The 23,592-nt window shown below is 37.7% G+C and carries 20 protein-coding genes; 13 read left to right on the top strand and 7 right to left on the bottom strand.

What is annotated here, in order from left to right; genetic code table 11:
- Positions 1-78: 78 nt before the first annotated feature.
- Genes RGQ13_RS09170 through RGQ13_RS09160 form a run of 3 tightly spaced genes read right to left on the bottom strand, consistent with a single transcriptional unit; the run spans position 79 to position 4,332 of the window.
- Positions 79-3,093, bottom strand: coding sequence for an MlaD family protein (locus RGQ13_RS09170; RefSeq protein WP_348393248.1), 3,015 nt, complete (start codon positions 3,091-3,093; stop codon positions 79-81).
- Positions 3,090-3,710 carry a paraquat-inducible protein A gene (locus RGQ13_RS09165; protein ID WP_348393247.1) on the bottom strand — a complete coding sequence of 207 codons (621 nt, stop codon included), beginning with the start codon at positions 3,708-3,710 and terminating at the stop codon, positions 3,090-3,092. Before RGQ13_RS09165 ends, RGQ13_RS09170 begins: the two co-directional genes overlap by 4 nt.
- Positions 3,703-4,332 carry a paraquat-inducible protein A gene (locus RGQ13_RS09160; protein WP_348393246.1) on the bottom strand — a complete coding sequence of 210 codons (630 nt, stop codon included), beginning with the start codon at positions 4,330-4,332 and terminating at the stop codon, positions 3,703-3,705. Before RGQ13_RS09160 ends, RGQ13_RS09165 begins: the two co-directional genes overlap by 8 nt.
- A gap of 365 nt (positions 4,333-4,697) precedes the next feature.
- Here RGQ13_RS09160 and RGQ13_RS09155 point away from each other — a divergent pair, with 365 nt between their 5' ends.
- The 3 genes from RGQ13_RS09155 (at position 4,698) to gltS (ending at position 10,325) form a co-directional block, all read left to right on the top strand.
- Positions 4,698-5,819, top strand: coding sequence for an efflux RND transporter periplasmic adaptor subunit (locus RGQ13_RS09155; protein WP_348393245.1), 1,122 nt, complete (start codon positions 4,698-4,700; stop codon positions 5,817-5,819).
- Between the two features lie 3 nt (positions 5,820-5,822).
- Complete coding sequence (locus tag RGQ13_RS09150) at positions 5,823-8,933, top strand: efflux RND transporter permease subunit (protein WP_348393244.1); 3,111 nt, start codon at positions 5,823-5,825, stop codon at positions 8,931-8,933.
- 159 nt (positions 8,934-9,092) lie between these two features.
- Positions 9,093-10,325 (top strand): sodium/glutamate symporter, encoded by a 1,233-nt coding sequence (gene gltS, locus RGQ13_RS09145; RefSeq protein ID WP_348393243.1) that lies wholly within the window; start codon positions 9,093-9,095, stop codon positions 10,323-10,325.
- A gap of 2 nt (positions 10,326-10,327) precedes the next feature.
- Here gltS and RGQ13_RS09140 read toward each other — a convergent pair whose 3' ends face one another.
- Positions 10,328-10,852 carry a potassium channel family protein gene (locus RGQ13_RS09140; RefSeq protein WP_348393242.1) on the bottom strand — a complete coding sequence of 175 codons (525 nt, stop codon included), beginning with the start codon at positions 10,850-10,852 and terminating at the stop codon, positions 10,328-10,330.
- Positions 10,853-11,268: 416 nt separating this feature from the next.
- Here RGQ13_RS09140 and RGQ13_RS09135 point away from each other — a divergent pair, with 416 nt between their 5' ends.
- The 3 genes from RGQ13_RS09135 (at position 11,269) to RGQ13_RS09125 (ending at position 13,779) form a co-directional block, all read left to right on the top strand.
- Positions 11,269-12,090, top strand: a complete 822-nt coding sequence (locus RGQ13_RS09135) for a hypothetical protein (RefSeq protein ID WP_348393241.1) — start codon at positions 11,269-11,271, stop codon at positions 12,088-12,090.
- A 384-nt stretch (positions 12,091-12,474) separates the two neighbouring features.
- Positions 12,475-13,260: an alpha/beta fold hydrolase gene (locus tag RGQ13_RS09130; RefSeq protein WP_348393240.1), complete on the top strand. Its 786-nt coding sequence runs from the start codon at positions 12,475-12,477 to the stop codon at positions 13,258-13,260.
- Between the two features lie 243 nt (positions 13,261-13,503).
- Entirely contained in the window at positions 13,504-13,779 is a 276-nt protein-coding gene (locus tag RGQ13_RS09125; protein WP_348386062.1) for an HU family DNA-binding protein, read from the top strand.
- 157 nt (positions 13,780-13,936) lie between these two features.
- Here the strand turns inward: RGQ13_RS09125 and RGQ13_RS09120 are convergent, their stop codons facing one another.
- Entirely contained in the window at positions 13,937-15,013 is a 1,077-nt protein-coding gene (locus tag RGQ13_RS09120; RefSeq protein WP_348393239.1) for an endonuclease/exonuclease/phosphatase family protein, read from the bottom strand.
- A 121-nt stretch (positions 15,014-15,134) separates the two neighbouring features.
- Positions 15,135-15,383, bottom strand: coding sequence for a hypothetical protein (locus tag RGQ13_RS09115; protein WP_348393238.1), 249 nt, complete (start codon positions 15,381-15,383; stop codon positions 15,135-15,137).
- A gap of 415 nt (positions 15,384-15,798) precedes the next feature.
- Between RGQ13_RS09115 and RGQ13_RS09110 the strand changes: the two genes are divergently transcribed.
- Entirely contained in the window at positions 15,799-16,419 is a 621-nt protein-coding gene (locus RGQ13_RS09110) for a LysE family translocator (RefSeq protein ID WP_348393237.1), read from the top strand.
- 61 nt (positions 16,420-16,480) lie between these two features.
- Here RGQ13_RS09110 and RGQ13_RS09105 read toward each other — a convergent pair whose 3' ends face one another.
- Complete coding sequence (locus RGQ13_RS09105) at positions 16,481-16,924, bottom strand: hypothetical protein (RefSeq protein ID WP_348393236.1); 444 nt, start codon at positions 16,922-16,924, stop codon at positions 16,481-16,483.
- 291 nt (positions 16,925-17,215) lie between these two features.
- Here RGQ13_RS09105 and ccoN point away from each other — a divergent pair, with 291 nt between their 5' ends.
- From ccoN to RGQ13_RS09075, 6 genes are all read left to right on the top strand, one after another.
- Complete coding sequence (gene ccoN, locus RGQ13_RS09100; protein WP_348393235.1) at positions 17,216-18,643, top strand: cytochrome-c oxidase, cbb3-type subunit I; 1,428 nt, start codon at positions 17,216-17,218, stop codon at positions 18,641-18,643.
- A gap of 10 nt (positions 18,644-18,653) precedes the next feature.
- Complete coding sequence (gene ccoO, locus RGQ13_RS09095) at positions 18,654-19,325, top strand: cytochrome-c oxidase, cbb3-type subunit II (protein WP_348393234.1); 672 nt, start codon at positions 18,654-18,656, stop codon at positions 19,323-19,325.
- Between the two features lie 2 nt (positions 19,326-19,327).
- Complete coding sequence (locus tag RGQ13_RS09090; protein ID WP_348393233.1) at positions 19,328-19,507, top strand: cbb3-type cytochrome oxidase subunit 3; 180 nt, start codon at positions 19,328-19,330, stop codon at positions 19,505-19,507.
- Positions 19,507-20,487: a cytochrome-c oxidase, cbb3-type subunit III gene (gene ccoP, locus RGQ13_RS09085; protein ID WP_348393232.1), complete on the top strand. Its 981-nt coding sequence runs from the start codon at positions 19,507-19,509 to the stop codon at positions 20,485-20,487. The genes RGQ13_RS09090 and ccoP overlap by 1 nt, the downstream gene beginning before the upstream one ends.
- 203 nt (positions 20,488-20,690) lie before the next feature.
- Positions 20,691-21,173 (top strand): FixH family protein, encoded by a 483-nt coding sequence (locus RGQ13_RS09080; protein WP_348393231.1) that lies wholly within the window; start codon positions 20,691-20,693, stop codon positions 21,171-21,173.
- 15 nt (positions 21,174-21,188) lie between these two features.
- Positions 21,189-23,591 carry a heavy metal translocating P-type ATPase gene (locus RGQ13_RS09075; RefSeq protein ID WP_348393230.1) on the top strand — a complete coding sequence of 801 codons (2,403 nt, stop codon included), beginning with the start codon at positions 21,189-21,191 and terminating at the stop codon, positions 23,589-23,591.
- Position 23,592: the final 1 nt, after the last annotated feature.

The raw sequence follows: 23,592 nt of genomic DNA, 5'->3' as shown, positions 1-23,592 counted from the left end.
ATTGTGTTGCACCTATAAAAATATAGTAAAAATATCGTAAATAACAATGAAACAAAGACAATAAAATAATGAACTATATTAATTATTTAAGTTTATCTCAGGCTGCCAATCCAACCAGTTTTCTTCCAATCGGTCATGTAATGCAAAGACAAAATCTGCTGGAAGACTCTCATTTTCAGGTATTTCAGGAGTAGCAAATGCGATACCGCCAGCAACCAAGGTTTCAATTGACTCTGATTCAATGGTCACGCCAGAAAACATACCCGCATCTATGTTTATTCCACTTGTATTCCAAAATTTACTTTGCGTTGTTATCAAAGGGGCGTATCGAGGGGCAATATTGATAAATATGTTTACTTTATTAGCAAGAGGTGCCAAATCAACACCAATAACTTTCCCTACTTGAATTTGGCGATATAAAATGGGGTTGCCAACACGAACTGAGCCTAAACGATTCGCCGTTAATTTAATGTTTAAACCGTAAGAAAGTTGCTCTGTAGCAGGGGCGATATGGTTGGCAACAAATTCACTTTGAACTTGCTCGCTTTCACTTGGTAATATCCCAATAAAACCACCGGTTACGAGTGTGCTTATATCTTTATTACCAACTAAACCAAATTCACTTCTGGCCAACCAAAACTGGGTATCGGTAACAGCAAACCTTTTACCTAAATCATTTAAATAGGCAACAACCGTTACGCCTTCTTTATCTTCATCAAATATGAGATGTTCAACAATGCCTACATCTTGGCTTTTGTATTTTATTTTTAAATTATCGTGAACTCCGTCAATATCATCAAAATAAATTGATATGGCTAAACCTGCTGATTTGGCATGATCTATGTGGTTAAATAAGGTAAATATCTGTCCTTCATTTGCCCGTACACTTTCAGTGTGCTGTTCAGAATTATAAAAACTAATTCCACCACGAAGGATAGTATCAACCGATTCTGTTTTTATACTAAAGTTACCAATACCACCACTTGCCGTCACACCACTAACATTATAAAAACGAGTAAAATTACTGATTAAAGAACTGTATTCTTCAGCAATGGTAATATTAACATCTTTATTTAGGTGCTTTTTATTGAGTGTTACGTTATCCACTTGTCCGACATTAATACCACGATAACTAATCGCGCTACCAGGTATTACTACGGCGTTTTCCTTAGTGGTAAGAGTTAACTGCAATCCAGATGAGCTATGATGCTTTGCAGGAGATTGAGTTGATAAAACAAATTGATCCTCGGGGTTGCCATCACCAACAATAAGACTGATGTACGGACCGCCAAATAACGCTTGAATATCAGTAAACCCAGACAAACTTAATTCGGGTTTAACCAGCCAAAACTTAGAATGTTCCTTTAAAATGTAATTATGCTCGGGAAAGATTCCAACGGTTAAAATCGCGCCATTTTTGTCTTTTGTAACTTGATGTACTGAACCGATAGTTTCTCCTCTAAAAATAACTTTAGTTTTATTACTCACCCCATTAACGTACGCGGTAAACAGCTTAAATTGCTGACGCTGTTGTGCTACATCTATGTTGCGATAAAGCCTAAATTTATTACCGTTTTCAGGCGATTCATACGCTTCGCTAATTCCAGTATCAAAGGCAATCCCCCCTGCTAATATAGATTGTACAGATTCAGCCTGTACTTCAAAACTTTGTAAGCCACCACTGATTCGAAAGCCGCTTGAATTCCAGAAGCGACTGTCTTTTGAAACATAATTTTGAAATTCAGGTTTAATATGAATATGAACCAAAAATTTACCCGGTCCGCTATTTTCTATAGCCTGTACACTACCAACACTTTGTTCTTTGTGGAAAATAGTCGTACCACTTTTAATCGAAGTAACATCATCTGTTTGTAAAACTAAATGTAAACCTGGTTCATCATATTTGTAAGCCGGTTTTTCGGCTAATACGTTAAAGGTTGATTGTGGATTTCCTGATTTCGATGCTCTAATACTTATATATGAACCACTGATAATATTGCTCATACTTGTACTTCCACCTAATTCAACTCGCGGAGATACGACATATAGCTGGGTTTCATCATTTAAATAAGGGATCACTCTTGGATCAACTTTAGCGGTGGCAATTATGGTTCTCGACTCTCCATCAATCCTAAGGAATTTGTCAATACCTCCTAAAGTGAAGCCGTGGTACATAATTTTTGCTGAACTGTCTATGCCAGAATCCCAATTCAATAACAGTGTTATTTCATGGCCCATGTCTGCAGTTTGATAATCGGCATATAATATGTATTTTTTGTCATTTTTCGCTGGGGCCTCCTCCTGTTCATAACTTACGTTGTCAAACGCTATTCCTCCAGCAATAATAGAAGCAAGTGATTCCGTTTTAATTTTTACACCTGATGTTAAAGAACCGGAAATATTTAAGCCGCTTGCGTTCCAAAACCGAGAGTTTTCTTTCACTAAGTGCTTATATTCCGGTTCAATGAAAACATTAATTTTAACAAGTTCAGAGTCTTCATCATATTTAAACGCGGTTACGTAACCAACTTTGATCTGTTTGAACGTGACTGGCGAATTTTTAGCAATAGAGCCAAGTGACCGAGTTTCCAAGGTAAGATGCAAGCCTGGCGTGGTTTTATCTAATGGAGGCTCCTCGCTTAAGCCGATAAAGTGACTCTGAGTAGCACCTTTTTGGTCAAAATCTGGCTGAAAGTTAATATAACTTCCAGATAGCAAGGTATCTAAGCCAGTCACCCCCTGAAATGAAACATCAGCAGTTACGTACCAAAACAATGCTTGCTCGGTAAGCATATCTTGTGTACTTGAGACCATTTCTATTGTCGCTATGACACTATTCAGATTTGGGGATACTTCGATGTTTTTAACAATACCGGCGGTTAACCCCTTGTATCTGACTTCGGTTTTTCCGACAACAATACCGCTGGCATTATCAAATTCGACAGTGACGAATACCCCGCGGTCAGCTACCGCACTAATAATTAGCCAAAGGCCAAATAGCAAGGCAATAACAGGGACTAGCCAAACTGCAGAAATCCCCTTCCGATCCCTTACTTTAGCTTCAAATTCTTCTTCAGTTTTGTCATTTGTCATTTGTTATTATCCACTTTTGCATTATCCCATAATAAACGAGGGTCAAAACTCTCCGCCGCAAACATGGTAAAGATCACCATAAGGCTAAAATAAGTAATGCCGCTATCGGCCTCAATACTGGTAATAAAACCTAAATTCACCACGGCAGCCATAATTGAAACGACAAAAACATCTAGCATTGACCATGGTCCCAGGAATTCAACCAGATGGTAAAGTTTACCTTGCTGTTTTAGGTTAACTTTGTCTTTTCTTTTCACGTTATACATCAACACAAACAAGCCAATAATCTTACCCAAAGGTACGATAAAACTTGCAATAAAAATGATCACCGCAACCGGCAACATACCCAGCTGAATAAATATGGCGATACCTTGCAATATTGTTGAAGCATCTGGATTGCCAAAGGAATAAAAAACCATCATTGGATATGTATTCGCAGGTATGAACATGATCAACGCAGCAATAGTCCAAGCCATAGTAAACTGTATGCTGTTAGGTTTGCGCAGATAAAAATGAAAATGACAACGCGAGCATTTCTGTTTATCTGAGTCCATCACATTAAGTTTATGACACCTTGGGCAATTACCTAAGCTTGAAGTCATTGCTTTATTAGCCAAATTCAGACTCCAATTTATCCCAAATGCTGTGTGGATCCATGGTAATTGATACAAGAGTCGAACACAGTAATAACAACACAAGACTGACTAACCCTTGATCAACTGAAAGCTCTGCCAATGAAGTGAGCTTATACATTGAAACAATGAGTCCCATAAAAAACACATGGATCATCGACCAAGTATCTAACATATGGTAAGAACGGAAAAAGGTGAATAATGAAGGTTTCAACCAATTATATTTTATGCAAATAGAGATATAAAGCGCTGCACTTAATCGAACTAAAGGTACTGCTAGAGTGAAGATAAATACCGCAAACGCAATAATATAATAACCACTGTTTATCATCAAAGTAATGCAATCGATTAAAGAGGCGTCGTTGTATATGCCTGCCGACGACACCCCTACACCGATTATGGGTAGTATCATTGCAGGGGGGAAAAACAGTAAACCAGCAGATGACACGGCTATCGTACGGTTAATATGATTTTTTTTTCGAACAAATAAAGTCGTACCACAACAGGTACATATTGCTTCTTGGCCATCGACAATTTTAGGACTATTAAACAAGGTGTCACATTGGTGACACGCAATCATGCTGCTTTGTAGTTGTTCAACTGCCATGTTTATAATGCCTATCGATATGAATTTGTAATTGATTTAATGTGTTGTTAACTGACTACATCATTGACATTAATTAACTCAATAAAGCCAATGAAAGAAGCACAAATACTTTGTAACAAACTGATTTAATTTAGCTTAGTTTAGATTTTATATTTAAGCTAGATATTGACTTCAATACAAAGTTCCTCTTTATAGATTAGTTTGATTAATTTAATTTATCGATTCAATTAAGCGATACAGCAAAACTTCAAAGGTATCAAAACGTATTCTTTATGAAATTTGTACAATCAGAAAAGTAAGTTAGACTTAATTATTGAATCTAAAATCTTGTTGATTTTATTTCTTAATAATTGGAGTCATATCCTTTGAAAAATATCCTACCGGCTAATTCAGCCCAACTACTAGTCGTATGTTTGATAACTTTATTAATCGCCTGTACTGAAGCGCCTAAAAAAGAAACGGTCATTAAAAAAGTGAAAGCCGTTAAAGTGGGAGAATTAAGCGGTATTGAGCAGCGCTCCTTTCCGGGAAAGGCGCAAGCAATAGAGGAAGCGATTTTATCATTTCGAATCTCCGGCCAAATGATTGCTCGTAATGTCAATAATGGCGATATTATCGAAATGGGTGATGTGCTAGCGAGTTTAGACGACACCGATTTTAAAAATTCAGTGGCGATTGCCGAAGGAGTGGTAGCTGAAACAGAAGCTGCATACCTTGATGCCTCTCGTAATTATCAACGCCTACTTGATATAAAAAAAACAGACCCTGAAATTATCAGTCAAGTGATGATTGATAATGCTCAAGCGCACGATTCGATAACTCGCGCAGCCAATGCCAGTGCGAAAGCCGCTCTAAAATTAGCAGAAGACCGTTTATCATATTCACACATAAAAGCACCATTTTCAGGTGAAGTTGTTGCAACCTACGTTGAGGCCCATGAAACAATTATCGCAAAACAAAAGATCGTAAAAATTATCAATAGCGACGCAATGGAGTTTACCTTCGATGTGCCTGAAAGTTTAATCAGTTACGCTAATCAAGTGATCGATGCCGTTGTTATATTAGATATTCAGCCTGATGTTTCCTTACCCGCTAAAATAAAAGAAATTAGCCGTGAAGCATCGCAAAGTACTCGCACCTATCCAGTAACATTATTTATCGAAAATACTGAGGCATTTAAAGTGCTACCTGGTATGGCTGGTAAAGCTTACTTAAAAGCATCATTGCCTGGAAATAAAGAATTCAGTGGTTTTGACATACCTGCATCGGCATTATTTTCTGACGGTGAACTGACGAACAGTTTTGTTTGGGTAGTCGTCGATAATAAAGTAGTTAAACGTGCTGTAGAAGTATTACGGCCGACAGATTATGGTATTAAAGTTAGCGAAGGGTTAGAACAAGGGGAATGGTTAATTGTCGCTGGAGTGCACTCATTAGTTGAAGGCCAACAAGTGAGAATACTGGACGCAACTTCAGGGAAGGAATAGATCATGAACTTACCTGAATTCGCTATTGAGCGAAAAAAACTCACCATGTTTTTCTCTTTCCTGCTTTTTATAGGTGGCTTGTATAGCTATCAAAACTTAGGCCGCCTTGAAGATCCCAACTTCACCGTTAAAACAGGGGTTATTATAACCCTATACCCTGGAGCAAGCCCTGAAGAAGTTGAATTTGAAGTTACCAACAAAATAGAAAAAGCCATTCAAGAAATGCCGCAACTAGACAATTTATATTCTCTATCCCGCGCAGGAATTTCGATTATAAAAGTCGACATGAAACAAACTTATTGGGCCGACCGCTTGCCGCAAGTTTGGGATGAAATGCGCAAAAAAATTCGAGATATAAAATATCAACTGCCTCTGCGGGCAGGTTCTTCAGAAATTATTGATGATTTCAGTTTTGTTTACGGTTTTGTTTTGTCGATAACCGGCGATGGTTATAGCTACGAAGAACTTGAAGATTATGCTGACATACTGAAAAAGGAACTTGGTTTGCTCAGAGGTGTATCAAGATCAGAATTATGGGGCGTACAACCAAAAGTTGTTTATGTTGATATTTCTGATTCACAACTCGCTGGTTTAGGTGTTACCGAAGAAACAATACTAGCTACCCTGGCCAGCCAAAACTTTGTTGTCAATGCAGGCTCGGTGAACTTACCTGAAAAACGATTACGTATTGAAGTAAAAGGTGAATACGACACCGTTGAAGACATTGGTGACATATTAATTCGTCGCTCACTTTTGGATATTGGCACAAAGTCAATTAGAGACATAAGCAATGTCGATATAAGTAAAGAACAAAATACCGACATGATCCGATTAAAGGATATTGCGACAATTCGATTAGGCTATTTAGAGCCGGCATTCAATTTAATGCGTTTTAACGGTGAACCTGCATTAGCCATTTCCCTTGCCAATAGTGCCGACAGCAATATCTTAGCAACGGGTAAAAAACTAGATGAAAAAATTGATGAGTTATTAGCGGAATTTCCAGCAGGCATTGAAGTAACAAAATTTCAATGGCAATCTGATTTGGTAAAAGAAGCAATTGACGCCTTTGCCATTAATTTAGCCGAAGCCGTGTTAATTGTCCTTGTCGTACTTACTCTTGCGATGGGTTGGCGCATGGGTGTCGTTATTGGTGCAGGATTAATATTGACTATTTTAGGTACTTTTATAGTTATGCTAATAATGGGCATAGAACTTCAAAGAGTATCGCTTGGCGCTTTAGTTGTCGCGCTTGGTATGATGGTAGATAACAGCATTGTTGTAGCAGATGGGGTGGCAGTAAGGCTGGGGCAAGGGATGAAACCCAAACAAGCAGCCATAGAAAGTGCAGCGATTCCATCAATGCCATTACTTGGTGCAACCATAATTGCGGCAATGACATTCTACCCGGTATTTAGTGCTAAAGCCGATGCCGGAGAATATGCACAAACACTATTTATTGTTGTCGGTGTCTCGTTAATGTTGAGCTGGCTGATCTCGGTCACCATTACTCCTTTGCAATGTATTCGAATATTACGAGCTCCAGAAAATCAAGATGACAATACTGATCCTTATGGCAGTAAATTTTTTATCGGCTTTAAAGGTCTTTTAGTTAAAATGACCCGAAACAGCGGCTTCACCTTAATTACGGTATGTGTATTGTTGGTAATATCAGTTTGGGGCTTTACAAAAGTGCCACAACAGTTTTTCCCTGATTCGACCCGAGCTCAGTTTGTGGTTGATTACTGGGCGCCTGAAGGCACTCCGATTGAAAGTGTATCAGAAGATTTAAAACAGATTGAAAAGAAAATTATAGAAGATCCTAGATCTGCCGATGTTGGCACGTTTATTGGCTCCGGTGGACCTCGTTTTTACCTGCCGGTAGACCCAGAATTTCCTTATCAGTCTTTCGCGCAAATAGTCGTTAATACTCCATCGTTTGCTGAAGTAGATACTTTAGTTAAAGATATTGAACCCTGGTTAAATGAACACTACCCGAATATTTTAACTCGTGTGCGTAAATATACAGTCGGACCAGGTGATACATGGCCATTTGAATTACGCATCACCGGTCCTGTAGATGCCGATTTAGTGACGCTTAGATCTTTGGGTAAACAAGTAACTGACATTTTACAGACCAGCCCAAATGTTAAGCAAATTCGCACGGATATGCGCCAACGGGTGCAAAAAATATCGATTGATTATGCACAAGAACGAGCAAGATGGGTAGCTGTCACTCGTGGCAATATTGCTTCTGCTACCGCAAGAGCTTACGACGGCTTACCTATTGGAGTATACAGAAAAGGTAACGATACCTACCCTATAGTGGCGCGTAATGTACATGAAGAACGATCAAGGGCCGCTGGCTCGCTTGATGTTGTACAGGTTAAACCATCACTATCGGTATCTACCATACCAATTTCGGAAGTCACTGAAAGGATTGAATTGGCTTGGGAAGACCCTATTATTACTCGTTGGAATAGACGCCGACAAATTGCGATACAGGCTCAACCAGATGGCGTAACCTATCCGGCACTTCGAGCTGAAGTCATTGAACGCATAGATGCCATTGACCTACCAGCGGGCTATGAATTTGCTTGGGACGGTGAAAGAAAAAGTACTCTAGATGCGATGACGTCATTAATCCCGGGAATGGCACCGACTCTGGTGATTATCCTCATTATAATTGTTGCCTTGTTTAATGCCTATAGACCTATCTTTATCATGTTTGCAGCCCTGCCCTTTGCACTCATAGGCATAACCGCCGTATTTTGGTCAACACAAGTTCCGTTCGGCTTTATGGCACTACTTGGATTGATGAGTTTGGTTGGGATGATGATCAAAAACTCAATCGTTTTACTTGATGAAATAAACTTAAATATCTCAAAAGGCATAGACGACTATGAGTCGGTCATTCTCGCCGCGGTATCAAGGCTTCGCCCAGTTATTCTTGCCGCACTAACAACAGTTTTAGGTGTTTTACCCTTGTTGCAAGACGCATTTTGGATATCAATGGCAATGACAATTATGTCTGGTTTAACCGCTGGTACGGCCGTTACTATGCTATTAGTTCCAGTTTTATATGTCACCATGTATAGGGTTAAAACGAATTAACCCTAAATATACTTCACCAATTATTTAGGCGGATTTTAGATCCGCCTTGAATTGGTTTATTTATACATTGCTATGTTTGAACAATCGCAATGTATAAATATTTGCGTAAGCAAAAAATAATCAAACTACAATAACAAAAGATAGCGCAGGAGAAAATAGATGGTTGGCATTGAACTTATCGATGGTGTTTTAAGGCTAAACGGATTTCACGCAATAAGTTTTGGCATTATCGTTTTATTCTTTGGACGACGTTTAAATCAAAAAATTGATTTTTTAAAAGAGTACAGTATCCCTGAGCCTGTAACTGGTGGCATTTGCTTTTCAATTTTATTCACGCTTGTATACCTATTAACCAATATTTCGATAGAGTTCGACTTAGCCGGTAGAGATTTATTATTAGTTTATTTTTTCACCACCATTGGCATTAATGCAAACTTAAGCGATCTGTTAAAAGGTGGTCTACCCTTGGTTATTTTACTGGTAGTAACTATTGGCTATATGATCATTCAAAACCTAACAGGGATAGGAGTTGCCAGATTATTTGACATGGACAATGCCGTTGGCGTACTTGGCGGCTCAGTTTCTCTTATTGGTGGCCATGGTACCGCTATCGCTTGGTCCCCGAAAATTGCTCAAGATTACGGTATTACCAACGCGATGGAAATTGGTATTGCCTGCGCAACTTTTGGTTTAATTTTAGCAAGTTTAATGGGGGGGCCAATCGCCAAATACTTAATCACCAAGTATGATTTAAAACCAGAAGAAAGTACTGCTGCAAACAACGTAACTGCAGAGGATACAGACAACATAAAAATTAACGCTTATGAGTTTTTAGATGCTGTGTTAGCGATTCATATTAGTGTTTTTCTAGGAGTTTTAATTAATCAAGCCCTTTCACAGGCAGGTCTCGAATTACCTATTTTCGTTACTTGTTTATTTGCAGGAATAATTTTAACCAATATCCTACCAGAAAACTTCCCTCGCTTAAGTGGCACTAAATGGCCATCGAGAACACCGGCAATTTCATTGATTGCAGATATTTCTTTAGGTACATTTTTAGCCATGTCGCTAATGAGCATGCAACTTTGGGCTTTAGTAGATTTAGCTGGGCCTATATTTACTATTTTAGCCGCTCAGTTTGTTGTTGCCGTTGTCGTAAATATATTTGTTGTATTTAGAGTTATGGGTAAGAATTATGATGCGGCGGTAATTTGTTCAGGCTTTGGTGGTATATCACTGGGGTCAACACCTACGGCTATGGCAAATATGTCTGCGGTTTCACAACGCTATGGCATGTCTAATTTAGCCTTTATTGTGGTTCCCTTGGTGTGTGCTTTCTTTATAGATTTAGCAAATGCGTTGATTATCCCTTACTTTTTAGATCTACACTAAGTTTAATGGCTTTGATCAGTATCGACACTGATCGCCACTAATTTAGCTAATATAATGGCAATGTAAAATTGTCCTATCATGGATTCAACCGATACCCATGCTCGGGCAGCTTCGCCGACAGGTGAAATATCGCCATAGCCCAGAGTCGTTAGAGTGACAAAACTGTAGTAAGAAAACACGCCTAACATGTCAAAAAAATTGCCCTGTTGGTTTATTGTTAACTGTTGAGAAAATGTGAACGCTTCAGGGTTAATGGTATATATTAATGTATAGATAAACATCCACAAATTAGAAATAAAAATATATAAACACATCGCAGCAAAAATAACATTTTCATCCGCTCGTTTACATCTAATTAGAAAGCGCATTAAGTTAAAACATATAAAACCAAAAAAGCTTATATAAACAACACTTAAATAAAAAACGCTATTTGATAACTCGACGAATGTTTGTCCCCAACTAAGCATTAGCGCCAAGCCAGAAACTACGGATCCGATGACCAGTAAAGTCATATTAAATTTGAGCATATAAAGGCTGGCTAACAATATACAAGTGAGGCATATTTTCACCCAGAAGGCACTTGAAAAATGCAAAGAAGGAGGAATAACAATCATAAAGATTAGGCTGACAAATAGTATTTCAAAACTGTAACTGGCCGCTTTGTTTTTCATTAGATAAGAACTAACTTTAGACTCTTTAAGTCCTAACTTTAGTAGTTCATCACGATATTGTCACGGTTGATGCATTTAAACCTTTCCCTTGTTTGCAGTACAGCCGCCATTTTATCTAACTGCTTAAATTAACATTCAACAATGACATTCATAATTTTAACTTAAACACATTTCTAGTTACTTTACTCTATTTTTATCCAATAACATCTCTATATCAACATTAAAAAATAGTTATTTAAACTATTAAACGCTAACTGTCATAGAGGTAGAAAATGATTTTAGATTTATTAAACACAAAAGAGTTATCAGCAATTGCACAACAATTACTAAAAACCAATAAAGGCTTAGTAGATACTTTATTAAGCTCTAGCCAAAACGTATTACAAAAAAGCATTGAATGTAATCGCTCAGTTATGCAATCAGGTATTTATTCAATTGTTGAAGGTCGTCAACAAGCAAACTCAATTATTACTAAAGCTTTCGAACAAGCTGAAAGTATGGAAAAAAGAGCTTATGACACAGTGAACAGCTCAAGCGACCAGGCATTAAAAAATGTAGAAGAAGTTTTTTCACGCATTGGTAACCCATCAGAGCCTGTTGTAGTTGCTCTTGATAATTCAATTTTAAGTTCGGTAAGTAAAATTTCTGAACCGGCCTTAAATGCCATTAAAGAAGCGACAAATAAAGTTACTGAAGTTCCAAATAAAATTTTAAAGCAAGCTGTAAAAACTGGAACTGAAAATGTAAAAGCAATCAAAGAAAAAGTTCAACCTGCTGTTAAGTCAGTCGCGGTAAAAACAGAGAAAGTTGAACCAGTAGTTGTAAAAAAAGAAAAACCAACAATAGCTAAACCTGTAGCAGCTAAACCAGCAGCAGCTAAACCTGCAGTAGCTAAACCAGCAGCAGCTAGACCAGCAGCAGCTAAACCTGCAGTAGCTAAACCAGCAGCAGCTAAACCAGCAGCAGCTAAACCAGCAGCAGTTAAACCAGCAGCAGCTAAACCAGCAGCAGCTAAACCGGCAGTTGCTAAACCAGCTGCAGCTAAACCGGCAGTTGCTAAACCAGCAAAGAAAAAGTCATCGACTAAAAAATAATCATACAGCTGAAGATCAATAATTACTCTTTATTGAAACGAATGCCTCCCAACACATAGAAATATGAGTTGGGATTTTTTTGCTAAAAATAATAATTAATTAGTGTTAGATGTTGCAGGTATGAGTATTTGTTAAAGTAAACTAGCTATCTCTCTTCTACTCAGGTCTTTAGTTTGATACCAACAGAACCTGGTGGCTAATAACTAACCATCAACAATCTCGAAAAATGAGACCATTCGCGTTCAACATGTTAAGAGTAGCAGAATCTGATTACTTAAATTTAATGATTGAAGGGTTACACTTTCAATTGAGTTAAATACCCTGCATAATAAATTTAAACAACCGTTTGAATTTCACAGTTAAATATCACATTTAGAGATTTTTATGTCAAAGCCGCTACTCAATTTTGTCCATGCAAATGGCTTTCCTGCAGGAAGTTATCGTACTTTTTTAGATATGTTCTCTTCGGATTACACGACAATGGCACAGGAAAAGTTTGGCCATAATCGTAATTATCCAATCAATAATAACTGGCAATATTTGGTCACTGAATTAGTCGATTATATTAAAAAACAAGACGAAAAAGTTATATGTGTGGGGCATTCTTTTGGGGGAGTGATTTCTTTTATTGCAGCTTGCCAACATCCTGAGCTTTTTCGAGGTTTAATAATGTTAGATCCGCCGGTATTCACCGGACGCCTCACGTGGTTATTAAGTTTAGCCAAGAAGACTCCAATAATTGATAAAGTATCTCCCGCAGGACAAGCAAAAAATCGTCGAAGGCATTGGCCTGAGGGAACTAACTTAGTTAATAACTTCGCTCGGAAACGTTTATTTCAAAATTTTGATCCCCGTTGTTTGCAAGATTATGTTGATAGCGCAGTAACCATTAAGAACAAACGCTTAGAGTTAACGTTTTCTCCTGAAGTAGAAGCTGACATTTTTAGACATTTACCATGCAATTTATTCAAGTTCAAAAACAAACTTACAGTGCCAGCCGCGCTTATTTATGGTGAAAAAACCAATATTATACCGGTTCGTTATTTCGAACGTTTCGCAAAATTGAATCAGATAGAACTGAAGATGTTTGAAAATGGAGGGCATATGTTTCCATTAGAACAACCCGACAAAACCGCAATTATGGTAGATAAATTAATCAAGAATTGGTAAAACTATTTTAGATGTAATTCACACCATTGTGTATTTTTGCTTTAACATTAGCGCTTCATCGCGCTCTATCACTCGTTTTAGGGCAAAATACGGTCAATTATCAAAAAATATTCAATTCTTTTAAAAAAACTATTGATCTTGCTGTAGAAGTGGTGTTTTATAGTGTTAGTGATTCTGCTTCGCTAATAATTATATATTTTAGTAGTGTTACTTTTTTTAATTATTCAACAAGGAATAAAAACAATGAATAAAAGTGAATTGATTTCAAAAATCGCTGAAGGCGCAGACCTTTCTAAAGCTTCAGCTGGTCGTGCATTAGATACTCTAATCGAATCTGTTACTGCTGAGTTAGCAAGTGGCGGTGACGTTGCACTTGTTGGTTTTGGTACATTTAAAGTTAGCGACCGCGCTGCTCGTACTGGCCGTAACCCACAAACTGGTGCAGAAATTCAAATTGCTGCATCTAAAGCTCCTGGCTTCAAAGCTGGTAAATCTTTAAAAGATGCTTGTAACAGCTAATTAAAGCTTTATAAGTAATCAAAAAACCGCTATTTAGCGGTTTTTTTTATTTCTATTACCGGCTTACACTTCAAACTATGGTTGGTCCAATCTTGGTTGGTCTGATTTTAATCGGACGTTATTCAAAAGTATTGAAATATAGTTTATAACAATGCCGTTATACTCTAAGTGAAAGCGTTACCAGTACAACACCGTGATCGGTACTTTCCCCATCTCGCTCAAATATAGGGTTTATAAGGTGTCTGTCATAAGTATCATAGCCACTTACTTCAAATAAGCTCCCCTGATAATTTGCATCAAACTCGCAAGATAATAAAATATAATCAAGAACTGAACCTGTAGCGCCATAATAATGGGTAGGTTTTCGACTGATGTGTTGTGTATCATTATCGGTGTTTTGAAATAAATCCCATGCGTCATTCAAACAATATTTTTCAAGATAAGCATTTACATCAAATGCAGAGGCGAATCTTAACTTATCCGTTATTAAGTGAGTTAGTACGCCATCTTGTAAAGTATTATTAAAGTCGCCCAATAGCATAATTGGCCGGGTCGATTGTTCTCGTTGGCTGATCATTTCAACAAACAGCAATGCCGCTTCACTACCGCGTTGAATAGATGAGCCCCACCCACCTATCACTTGTGCCTTAAGTTTTTCGATAATATTTTTTTCAGCCAACATTTCAGAGCATTGCTCATGTTCGATCAGTGGCCGTTTAGATTTAAAATGCACCACATAGCAATCACATGGACCAATATGAGGCAAGTCTATAGTCGCTCTTAATACCTTTCTACTAAATGAAAATTCGGCATTAAGGCCCATTACTTGCGCTAATTCTTTGTTAGGTTGTACTGCAGATATTTCAGTGATTTCATATTTTGAAGCAATCGCAACTACCGGACTTTTACAAATAAAGTCATCAACAACTTCAGCTTGGTCAACAACATGGAAATATGGATAACCTTGCTCTTGAACTAATTGTTTCAATGGCTCTGGGCTAAACACTTCCTGAAAACCAATAACATCAGGCTTAAATTCAACGAGATAATCTATAATCCAATTTTGTTTCTTTTGCCATTGCTCACTGCTTAGTATTTTTTCAAAGTCGTAAAATGCAAAAGGAGGCTCAAGATAATTAAACAAATTAAACGTGGCAATTTTGATGGATGAGTTTGGTACTAGTTTGGAACTATCTACCGGTATACTTGCTTCAATGTTGTTATTATCAGACAACCGCAGTCCTTGAGCATTATTTTAGATTTTTATTGTTAAATTATAACGGATTTATTTAACCGTTGCCTCCTCCGATTCCAGTAAAGAGGCTTGTTGATGAAAATGTTGAAATGAATGTGGTTTACAGTGCATAGGAGTTGAAATAGCGCAAACCCGTTGCTTTTCTGTTTTGATCATACTTTTCAATTAAATCTACCTTACGACCTTCAAAGCTATTTGGCATTAAATTGCTTACTCCAATTAGAGCAACACAACTTAATATTAAAAAACTGTAATTTAATATAGTCTTCTTCAGGGAAAGTGAATTGAAATTAGCAACCTTATCGCCAACACCTTTAATCATTAATGTCTTTTCTGTTTCGTTGCTCATAGCTGCACCTGCTTGTTATTTCTACAATAATAATAACAAGCAGGTACTGCCAGAACTGTATTGAATTGTTAAAGGAATGTTAACAATGGTTACAGCATGCGCATCCCGTGAAGCTCAAAGTCATGCGAACCGAATGATGAGGATTCATTTTGGCTGTGTTGTAACTGCCAAGTCAGAACTTTATCGTATGCAAGAAATAGCGTAACGGGTTATGAAGTGACCGATCAGTAAATTAATTTAATTTACTTTTAGTTATTTTTTCAGTCTTAAAAATGATAAAATAACGTTTCTAGAACGTACTAGGTGAATTTTACTGAATTCACCTATTTTTTTGTCACCAAGCTTGTCACTATACTCAATAGTCACTAAAACAGCATAGACACGACAAGCCAATACAAAACAAAGGCTTACACAATTGGACTTAACAGTACTAGCTATATTCATCCCTACTTTTTTCTTTGTTAGCATTACCCCAGGTATGTGCATGACCCTTGCATTAACGTTGGGCATGAGTATAGGTGTGCGCCGTACAATGTGGATGATGATGGGTGAGTTATTAGGTGTAGCCTCAGTCGCTGTTGCAGCTGTTTTAGGCGTTGCCGCAATAATGCTTAAGCTACCTGAAGTATTTAGCATTTTTAAAATAGTTGGTGCTTTATATCTTGCTTACCTGGGCATACAAATGTGGTTATCTAAAGGTAAAATGGCCATTACCCACAATAAAGAAGCTACACCTACGGTTTCTCGTAAAGGATTGTTTATGCAAGGATTAGTTACAGCAATTGCGAATCCTAAAGGTTGGGCTTTTATGATTTCATTATTACCACCGTTTATTAACCCACAAAACCCAGTTGCGGTGCAGTTAAGTGTTTTAGTAGCGGTTATTTTATTCTCTGAGTTTGTTTGTATGATGTTGTACGCTACAGGCGGCAAATCATTAGGTTTGTTATTAGCTAAAGCTGAAAATGTGCGCTTGATGAACAGAATTTCAGGAACATTAATGATGGGTGTGGCACTTTGGTTAGCATTAAGTTAAGTAATACCACCACGAAAACTTGATGTTGTCATAATATTTAACTCAATTTGTAGCTAACAAATTATTGATAACTGACAAAATCAAACATTAGAGTTTCGATTTTGTCGTTAATTTGAACTTCAACGAACATTGTCCAAATCATTTGCTCTTTAGTACATGCACCAATAAGTGTATTTGTTGTAAAAACACCGCTGTTTTCTTCAAAAAATAATGGGATTTTCCCCATAAACATCTCTTTACCTTCAAGCCATGCCGATTTTATTTTAATTGGATGCTTTGATTTTGATATTAATGAAAAAAATATTTCATTTTCTGCTTTTATTATATTTGGTGATGCATTTAGCTCAAAAACACCAAAATTATAAGTTTTAAAACAGCCTGAGCGAGTAAAGTCGCAATCAATTTGACCAATATTTTGCTTGTTATCAGATTCTATAAATTGATAACCGAGATATACCGAAATTATCAATAAAATTAGAATTATAGGTGTATAAAAATTACGCATATTTACCATTGAAATTTGTGAATACTTTGTTATAAAACAAACAAACTGTACATAAAAGTTACAAACAGTAACATTTTGTTGATCTAGGTCATATTTTAAAACGTTAAACGTGACAATTGGCCCTGCAAGCCTTATTATCGCCCTCGAAAAAAAACAAACTATAAAGTGTTGTTTTTTTGAACTATAACTAAAGTAGTTACAAAAGTTTTTTTAACGCTTCAGGGTGGAAGATATTTTAGTAACTATATTCACTCACATCAACTTTATAATTATAAATGTGGAACCTTTAATATGAGTCAAAGCAATCTGACAGAAATGGATTACAACTACAAAGTTGTTCGCCAGTTTACTGTAATGACCGTAATTTGGGGTATTGTTGGTACGGCAGTCGGTGTTTTAATCGCAGCTCAGTTAATCTGGCCAGCGCTTAACTTCGAAACTCCGTGGTTAACATACTCTCGCTTACGTCCTTTACACACCAATGCCGTAATTTTTGCATTTGGTACAAGCGCTCTGTTCGCAACGTCGTACTATGTAGTACAGCGTACCTGTAAAACAGCACTATTTGGCGGTAAACTAATCGCTTTCACCTTCTGGGGATGGCAAGCAGTTATTTTATCAGCTGCAATTACTCTTCCTATGGGGCTGACGTCTTCAAAAGAATATGCTGAACTTGAATGGCCTATTGATATTTTAATCACCTTAGTTTGGGTTTCATATGCAATAGTATTCTTTGGAACATTATTTAAGCGTAAAACATCTCACATTTATGTAGCTAACTGGTTCTTTGGTGGTTTCATCTTAACCGTAGCGGTTTTACATATTGGTAATTCTATGGTTATTCCATTAACTTGGACTAAATCATATTCATTATATCCTGGCGCCATCGATGCCATGATGCAGTGGTGGTACGGGCATAATGCCGTAGGCTTCCTATTAACTGCAGGTTTCTTAGGTATGATGTACTACTTTGTACCAAAACAAGCTGAACGTCCGGTTTACTCGTACCGTTTATCAATTGTTCACTTTTGGGCTCTTGTATCTTTATACATTTGGGCTGGACCTCATCATTTACATTACACAGCGCTTCCTGACTGGACGCAAAGTGTTGGTATGGTAATGTCTATCGTATTATTCCTTCCTTCATGGGGCGGTATGATCAACGGTATTATGACACTATCGGGTGCATGGCATAAACTACGTCATGATCCAATCTTACGTTTCTTAATTGTTTCTCTGTCTTTCTACGGTATGTCTACGTTTGAAGGCCCGATGATGGCAATTAAATCAGTAAACGCATTATCACATTACACTGACTGGACTGTTGGTCACGTACATTCTGGCGCTCTAGGTTGGGTTGCTATGGTTTCAATTGGTGCGATGTACCACTTAATTCCAGTACTGTTTAACCAAGGTCGTATGTACAGCGTTAAACTTATTAATGTTCATTTCTGGTTGCACACTACCGGTATCGTTTTATACATAGTAGCAATGTGGATATCTGGTGTAATGCAAGGTTTAATGTGGCGTGCGGTTAACACTGACGGTACCTTAACGTATAGTTTCGTTGAAAGTTTACAAGCTTCTTACCCGTTCTACTTCATCCGTTTTGTTGGTGGTTGTTTAGTAGTTGCAGGTTTCTTATTAATGGCTTACAACATGTTCAAAACTATTGGCGCTAAAGACAATAGTTTAGAAAAACAAGAAGTAATGGCTTAAGGAGAACCCCATGCAAAATAAACATGAAAAAGTAGAAAAACACGTTGGTTGGTTCTTTACCTTAACAATTGCTGCTATCAGTATTGGTGGTTTAGTTGAAATAACCCCGTTGTTTTTCCAAAAAGAAACAACGACGCCAGTTGAAAGCTTGCGTCCTTATACGGCGTTAGAAATGGAAGGTCGTGATATTTACATTCGTGAAGGTTGTAACAACTGTCATTCACAAATGATCCGTCCTTTACGTGCTGAGACAGAGCGTTACGGTCACTATTCTGTTGCTGGTGAGTCGGTATGGGAGCATCCATTTTTATGGGGCTCTAAACGTACTGGCCCAGATTTGGCCCGTGTTGGTCAACGTTATTCAGATGATTGGCACTATGCGCATTTAATGGATCCGCGTTCTGTAGTTCCTGAATCTAATATGCCATCGTATTCTTGGTTAGCTGAAACACCAGCGTCAAATGAATTATCAGCCAGGAAGATGGAAATTTTTAACATGCTTACAAAAAATCGTAGCCATAAAGATGCGGATGGCAACCCTATCCCACTTTACTCTGCTGACGATATTGCGAACGCTGGTTCAGAGTTTACAACTACAAAAAGTATTACTGGTAAGAACGGTCTTCAAGAAATGGACGCTCTTATCGCATATTTACAATCACTTGGTCATGCGTTGAAATAATTATGGATATTGGCTTATTAAGAGGCATTTTTACGGTATTAATCTTCGCTCTATTTATCATTATAGTAGTGTGGGCTTATAACAAAAATCGTAAATCATCGTTTGATGAAGCAGCTAATTCTATTTTTGACGAAAACGAAAATAAAAACGACAAAGTGAATACGAACAAAGGAGACAATTAATGTCTACATTTTGGACTGTATGGATATCTGTTTTAACACTAGGCACCTTAGTTGGTTGTTGGTTGCTGTTACGTTGGTGTTTAACAAACTTCGCCGGCGTTCCTGAAGGGGAATCAATGGGCCATGAGTTTGACGGTATCGAAGAACTGAACAACCCTCTTCCTAAATGGTGGAGCACATTCTTTTTAGTAACAATTATTTGGGGCTTTGGCTACTTAGCTTTATACCCGGGTTTAGGTAGCTACAAGGGATTATTTGGCTGGAAGAGTTCTAATCAAGACGTAATGAGCATCGCTGACTCAAAAGCACAAGTTGCTTCAATGAAAGAAGCTGGTTTTGCGGTTCAATATGACCGTGAAATTGACAGGGCAAATGCTAAATTTGGTCCAATCTTTGCAGAGTTTGCCAAACAAGACGTAGAAACATTAAGTAAAGATAAAAAAGCGCTAAAAATTGGCCAACGTTTATTTTTACAAAACTGTTCACAATGTCATGGTTCTGATGCTAAAGGTACAACAGGCTTCCCTAACCTAGTTGATAACGACTGGTTATATGGTGGTGATGGTGCAACGATTGAGCAATCAATTTTGCATGGCCGTAAAGGGCAAGGCATGATCGCCTGGGACACTATGGTTGGTGGTGAAGAAGGAGTTAAAGAAGTTGCGGCTTACGTACTTTCTTTGAACCCTGAGCGCGCAGCTAAAGTAGATTCAGCCTTAGCCGCTAAAGGTGAAGCTAAGTTTGCAATGTGTGCTGCTTGTCACGGCGCAGCTGGTACTGGTAGTACTGCAATGGGTATCCCATTAGGTGCACCAAATCTTACTGATAATATCTGGTTATACGGCGGTTCTGAGCGTGCAGTTCAGCAATCAATCGCTAATGGCCGTGCGGGTGTGATGCCAGCTTGGAAAGGTATTTTAGGCGAAGATAAAGTGCGTGTAATTAGTGCTTATGTATATAGTTTATCTAATCAAGAATAACTAACTAGTAATTAATTAAAACCCTGTATAGCTCGGCTAGACAGGGTTTTGTTTTATGTAAACCCATCGCCATGCAAAAGTTATTATTTGTTTAAGCTGATAAACATAGCGTAAACAAATAACAATTTAATTAATGTAACACCCTCTTTCTTGTTTCTTAATGAAACGATAAAATGGTTTATCACTTAACAGAGATCTTTTTCATGCATACACCTTGGTACAAAGAGCCGTGGACTTATTTAGTCTTTGGTCTTCCTTTAATTTCAGTGTTCGTCGGGACGACAGTATTTTTTATTGCTAATAAAAATGCAGATACCGTAGTCGTCGATGATTACTATAAAAAAGGCAAAACCATTAACCAAGATATTCGTAAATACAAACTTGCACAAAAACTCGGTATTCGCTTTGATATGCAGGTAACAAACAATGAAGTGGTATTAAAACCAACGGGCATTGAAAAAACATTTCCTGTGCTTAATGTAAGTTTTTACCACGTGACTATGGCTGAACGAGACTTTACAGTTAAATTAACCCCTGATGGCAAAGGTTGGATGCGTCAAAGTTTTGATCAAAATGTGCAGGGAAAATGGCGAGTACTAGTAACTCCATTTGATAACAAATGGAAAATGCAAACGACCGTTGCCCTTCCACAACAACAGTTTACGACTTTTGAATTACAGTATTAATGAACAAACATTTAAATGAATAGTAAAGACTGCTTTCACTGTGGCGAAATAGTCCCTCCGGGTCTTTCACTATCTGTCGTCGTCGACAACAAAACACAAGACATGTGTTGTATCGGCTGCCAAGCGGTTGCTTCAGCAATAGTGGCTAATAACCTAGAAGACTATTACCGTTTTCGTAGTGAAAAAGGCAATAAAATTGACGCACAAGTTCCTGATGCATTATTAAACAATCAGTTTATTGATGACGAAAACCTACAAAGCGAATTTACCTTTGACGTCGATAATTGCAAAGAAACCATATTGTCTATCGATGGTATGTCTTGTGCGGCTTGTGCTTGGCTCATAGAAAAACAATTATCACAAAAACCAGGTATTACTAAAATTCAAGTAAACGCAACAACCCAACGTGCGACGGTTGTTTGGCAAAACGATGCGATTAAACTCAGTAATATATTAACGGCGATAAACCAAATTGGTTATCAAGCTCTACCATTTAAGGCTAACTTAGCCGAGCAACGAAATAAACAACAAGCTAAAGCCTTTGTTCGTCGCCTAGGTGTTTCCGGTATTTTAACCATGCAGGTGATGATGATTGCCTTTGGTTTGTATTTTGGAGCGTTTAGTGATCTTGAAGAGCATAATTTGGCTTATTTACGTGGTACAAGTTTTGTTCTTACCTTACCCATCGTTGTATTTGGTGCCTTTCCATTTTATACCGGTGCAATTTCGGCATTGAAAGCACGTAGGTTATCAATGGATGTTCCTGTATCTATTGCAATCGTATTAGCATTTTGTGCTAGCACCTGGGCAACATTTACCCAATCAGGCGAAGTGTATTTTGAATCATTAGCAATGTTTACCTTTTTACTACTGATTGGTAAATATCTAGAGTTTAGGGCGCGAGCTAAAGCTGCAGAAGTATCGGCTAATTTACTTAAACTTATGCCTTTAACCGCAACAAAACTTGTCACTGTTAATGATAAAAAGCAAGAGCAAGTGATTAGCGCTAAACAATTAGAGTTGAACGATTTTGTTATTGTTAAGCCAGGTGAAACTATTCCAGGAGATGGAGTAATAGCATCTGGCCAGTCGAGTGTAAACGAAGCTATGCTTACTGGTGAGCATGCGCCGGTACAAAAAATCAAAGGTGCTACTGTATTTGCAGGAACAGTTAATGGCGATGGCAATTTAACCATAGAAATAGTTAAAACAAATTCAGACAGTTTTTTGACTAATTTAATTCGCTTAAGTGAATCAGCACAAGCTCATAAACCGGCCATAGCACAATTATCTGACCGAATTGCACAATACTTTGTCGCGCTAATATTACTAACCGCTATTGCTACTGCAATTTATTGGTCAATACATTCACCTGATGAAGCATTTTGGATAACACTTTCGGTATTGGTAGCAACATGCCCTTGTGCCCTTTCACTTGCTACTCCTACGGCATTAACCTGTGGCACAATTAGATTAAACAAAGACGGCATAATGATCAAAAATGCCCACGTGTTAGAAACTATGCCAAAAGTAGACTGCTTCGCTTTTGATAAAACAGGTACGTTAACTAATGGCAAATTTGCTATTACAGATGTGGTTTTACTTAATAAGCAATATGACAAAGAAAGTGTACTAGCTATTGCTGCAGCTTTAGAAGCTCATTCTGAACACCCTTTAGCTAAAGCGTTCAGCCAATATAGAAACTTTGATCTCAATGTAGAAGATGTGGAAGTTGTACCTGGCTGTGGTGTTAAAGGCAACAAAGATGGCCATCAAATATGCATAGGTAAAGTGAGCTGGGTTAAAGAATTCACCCAAATAGCCGAGCATCATCATAAAGCGCAATGCTTACTAACTGTAGACAATATTCTTGTGGCTTCGTTTTATATGGAAGATACTTTACGTGATAATACTAAATCTGTAATCAACAGCATGCGCTTAGCAAAAATTGAGACCTTGCTGATCAGTGGCGATAACAAAGCCGGAGTTAAAAACTTTAACCAACAAGTAAGCCTTGATCATACCTTTGATACTTGCAGCGCAAATGACAAACTACAGATACTAGCTGATAGGCAAAAATCAGGAAAAACCGTTGCTATGGTTGGCGATGGAGTAAACGATTCGCCGGTGTTTGCGCAAGCACATGTGTCAATTGCAATGGGTAGCGGCACTGAAATAGCTAAAAGTGGTGCTGACGTCATATTGTTAAACAATCATTTATCAAGTCTATTAAGGCTTAAACAAATAGCGAAGAAAACCTCTAATATCGTAAAACAAAATTTTGCCTGGGCATTGGCTTACAACGCCATTATTTTACCACTTGCTGTTTGTGGTTTTATTACCCCATATATGGCAGTATTAGGCATGTCAGCAAGTTCAATTATTGTTGTGACCAATTCATTAAGATTATTAAAGTAGA

The sequence above is a fragment of the Thalassotalea psychrophila genome (assembly GCF_031583595.1).
Taxonomy (GTDB): Bacteria; Pseudomonadota; Gammaproteobacteria; order Enterobacterales; family Alteromonadaceae; genus Thalassotalea_A; species Thalassotalea_A psychrophila.
The sequence above is the reverse complement of the archived record's forward strand: the minus strand, read 5'-3'. Positions and strand labels throughout refer to the sequence as shown.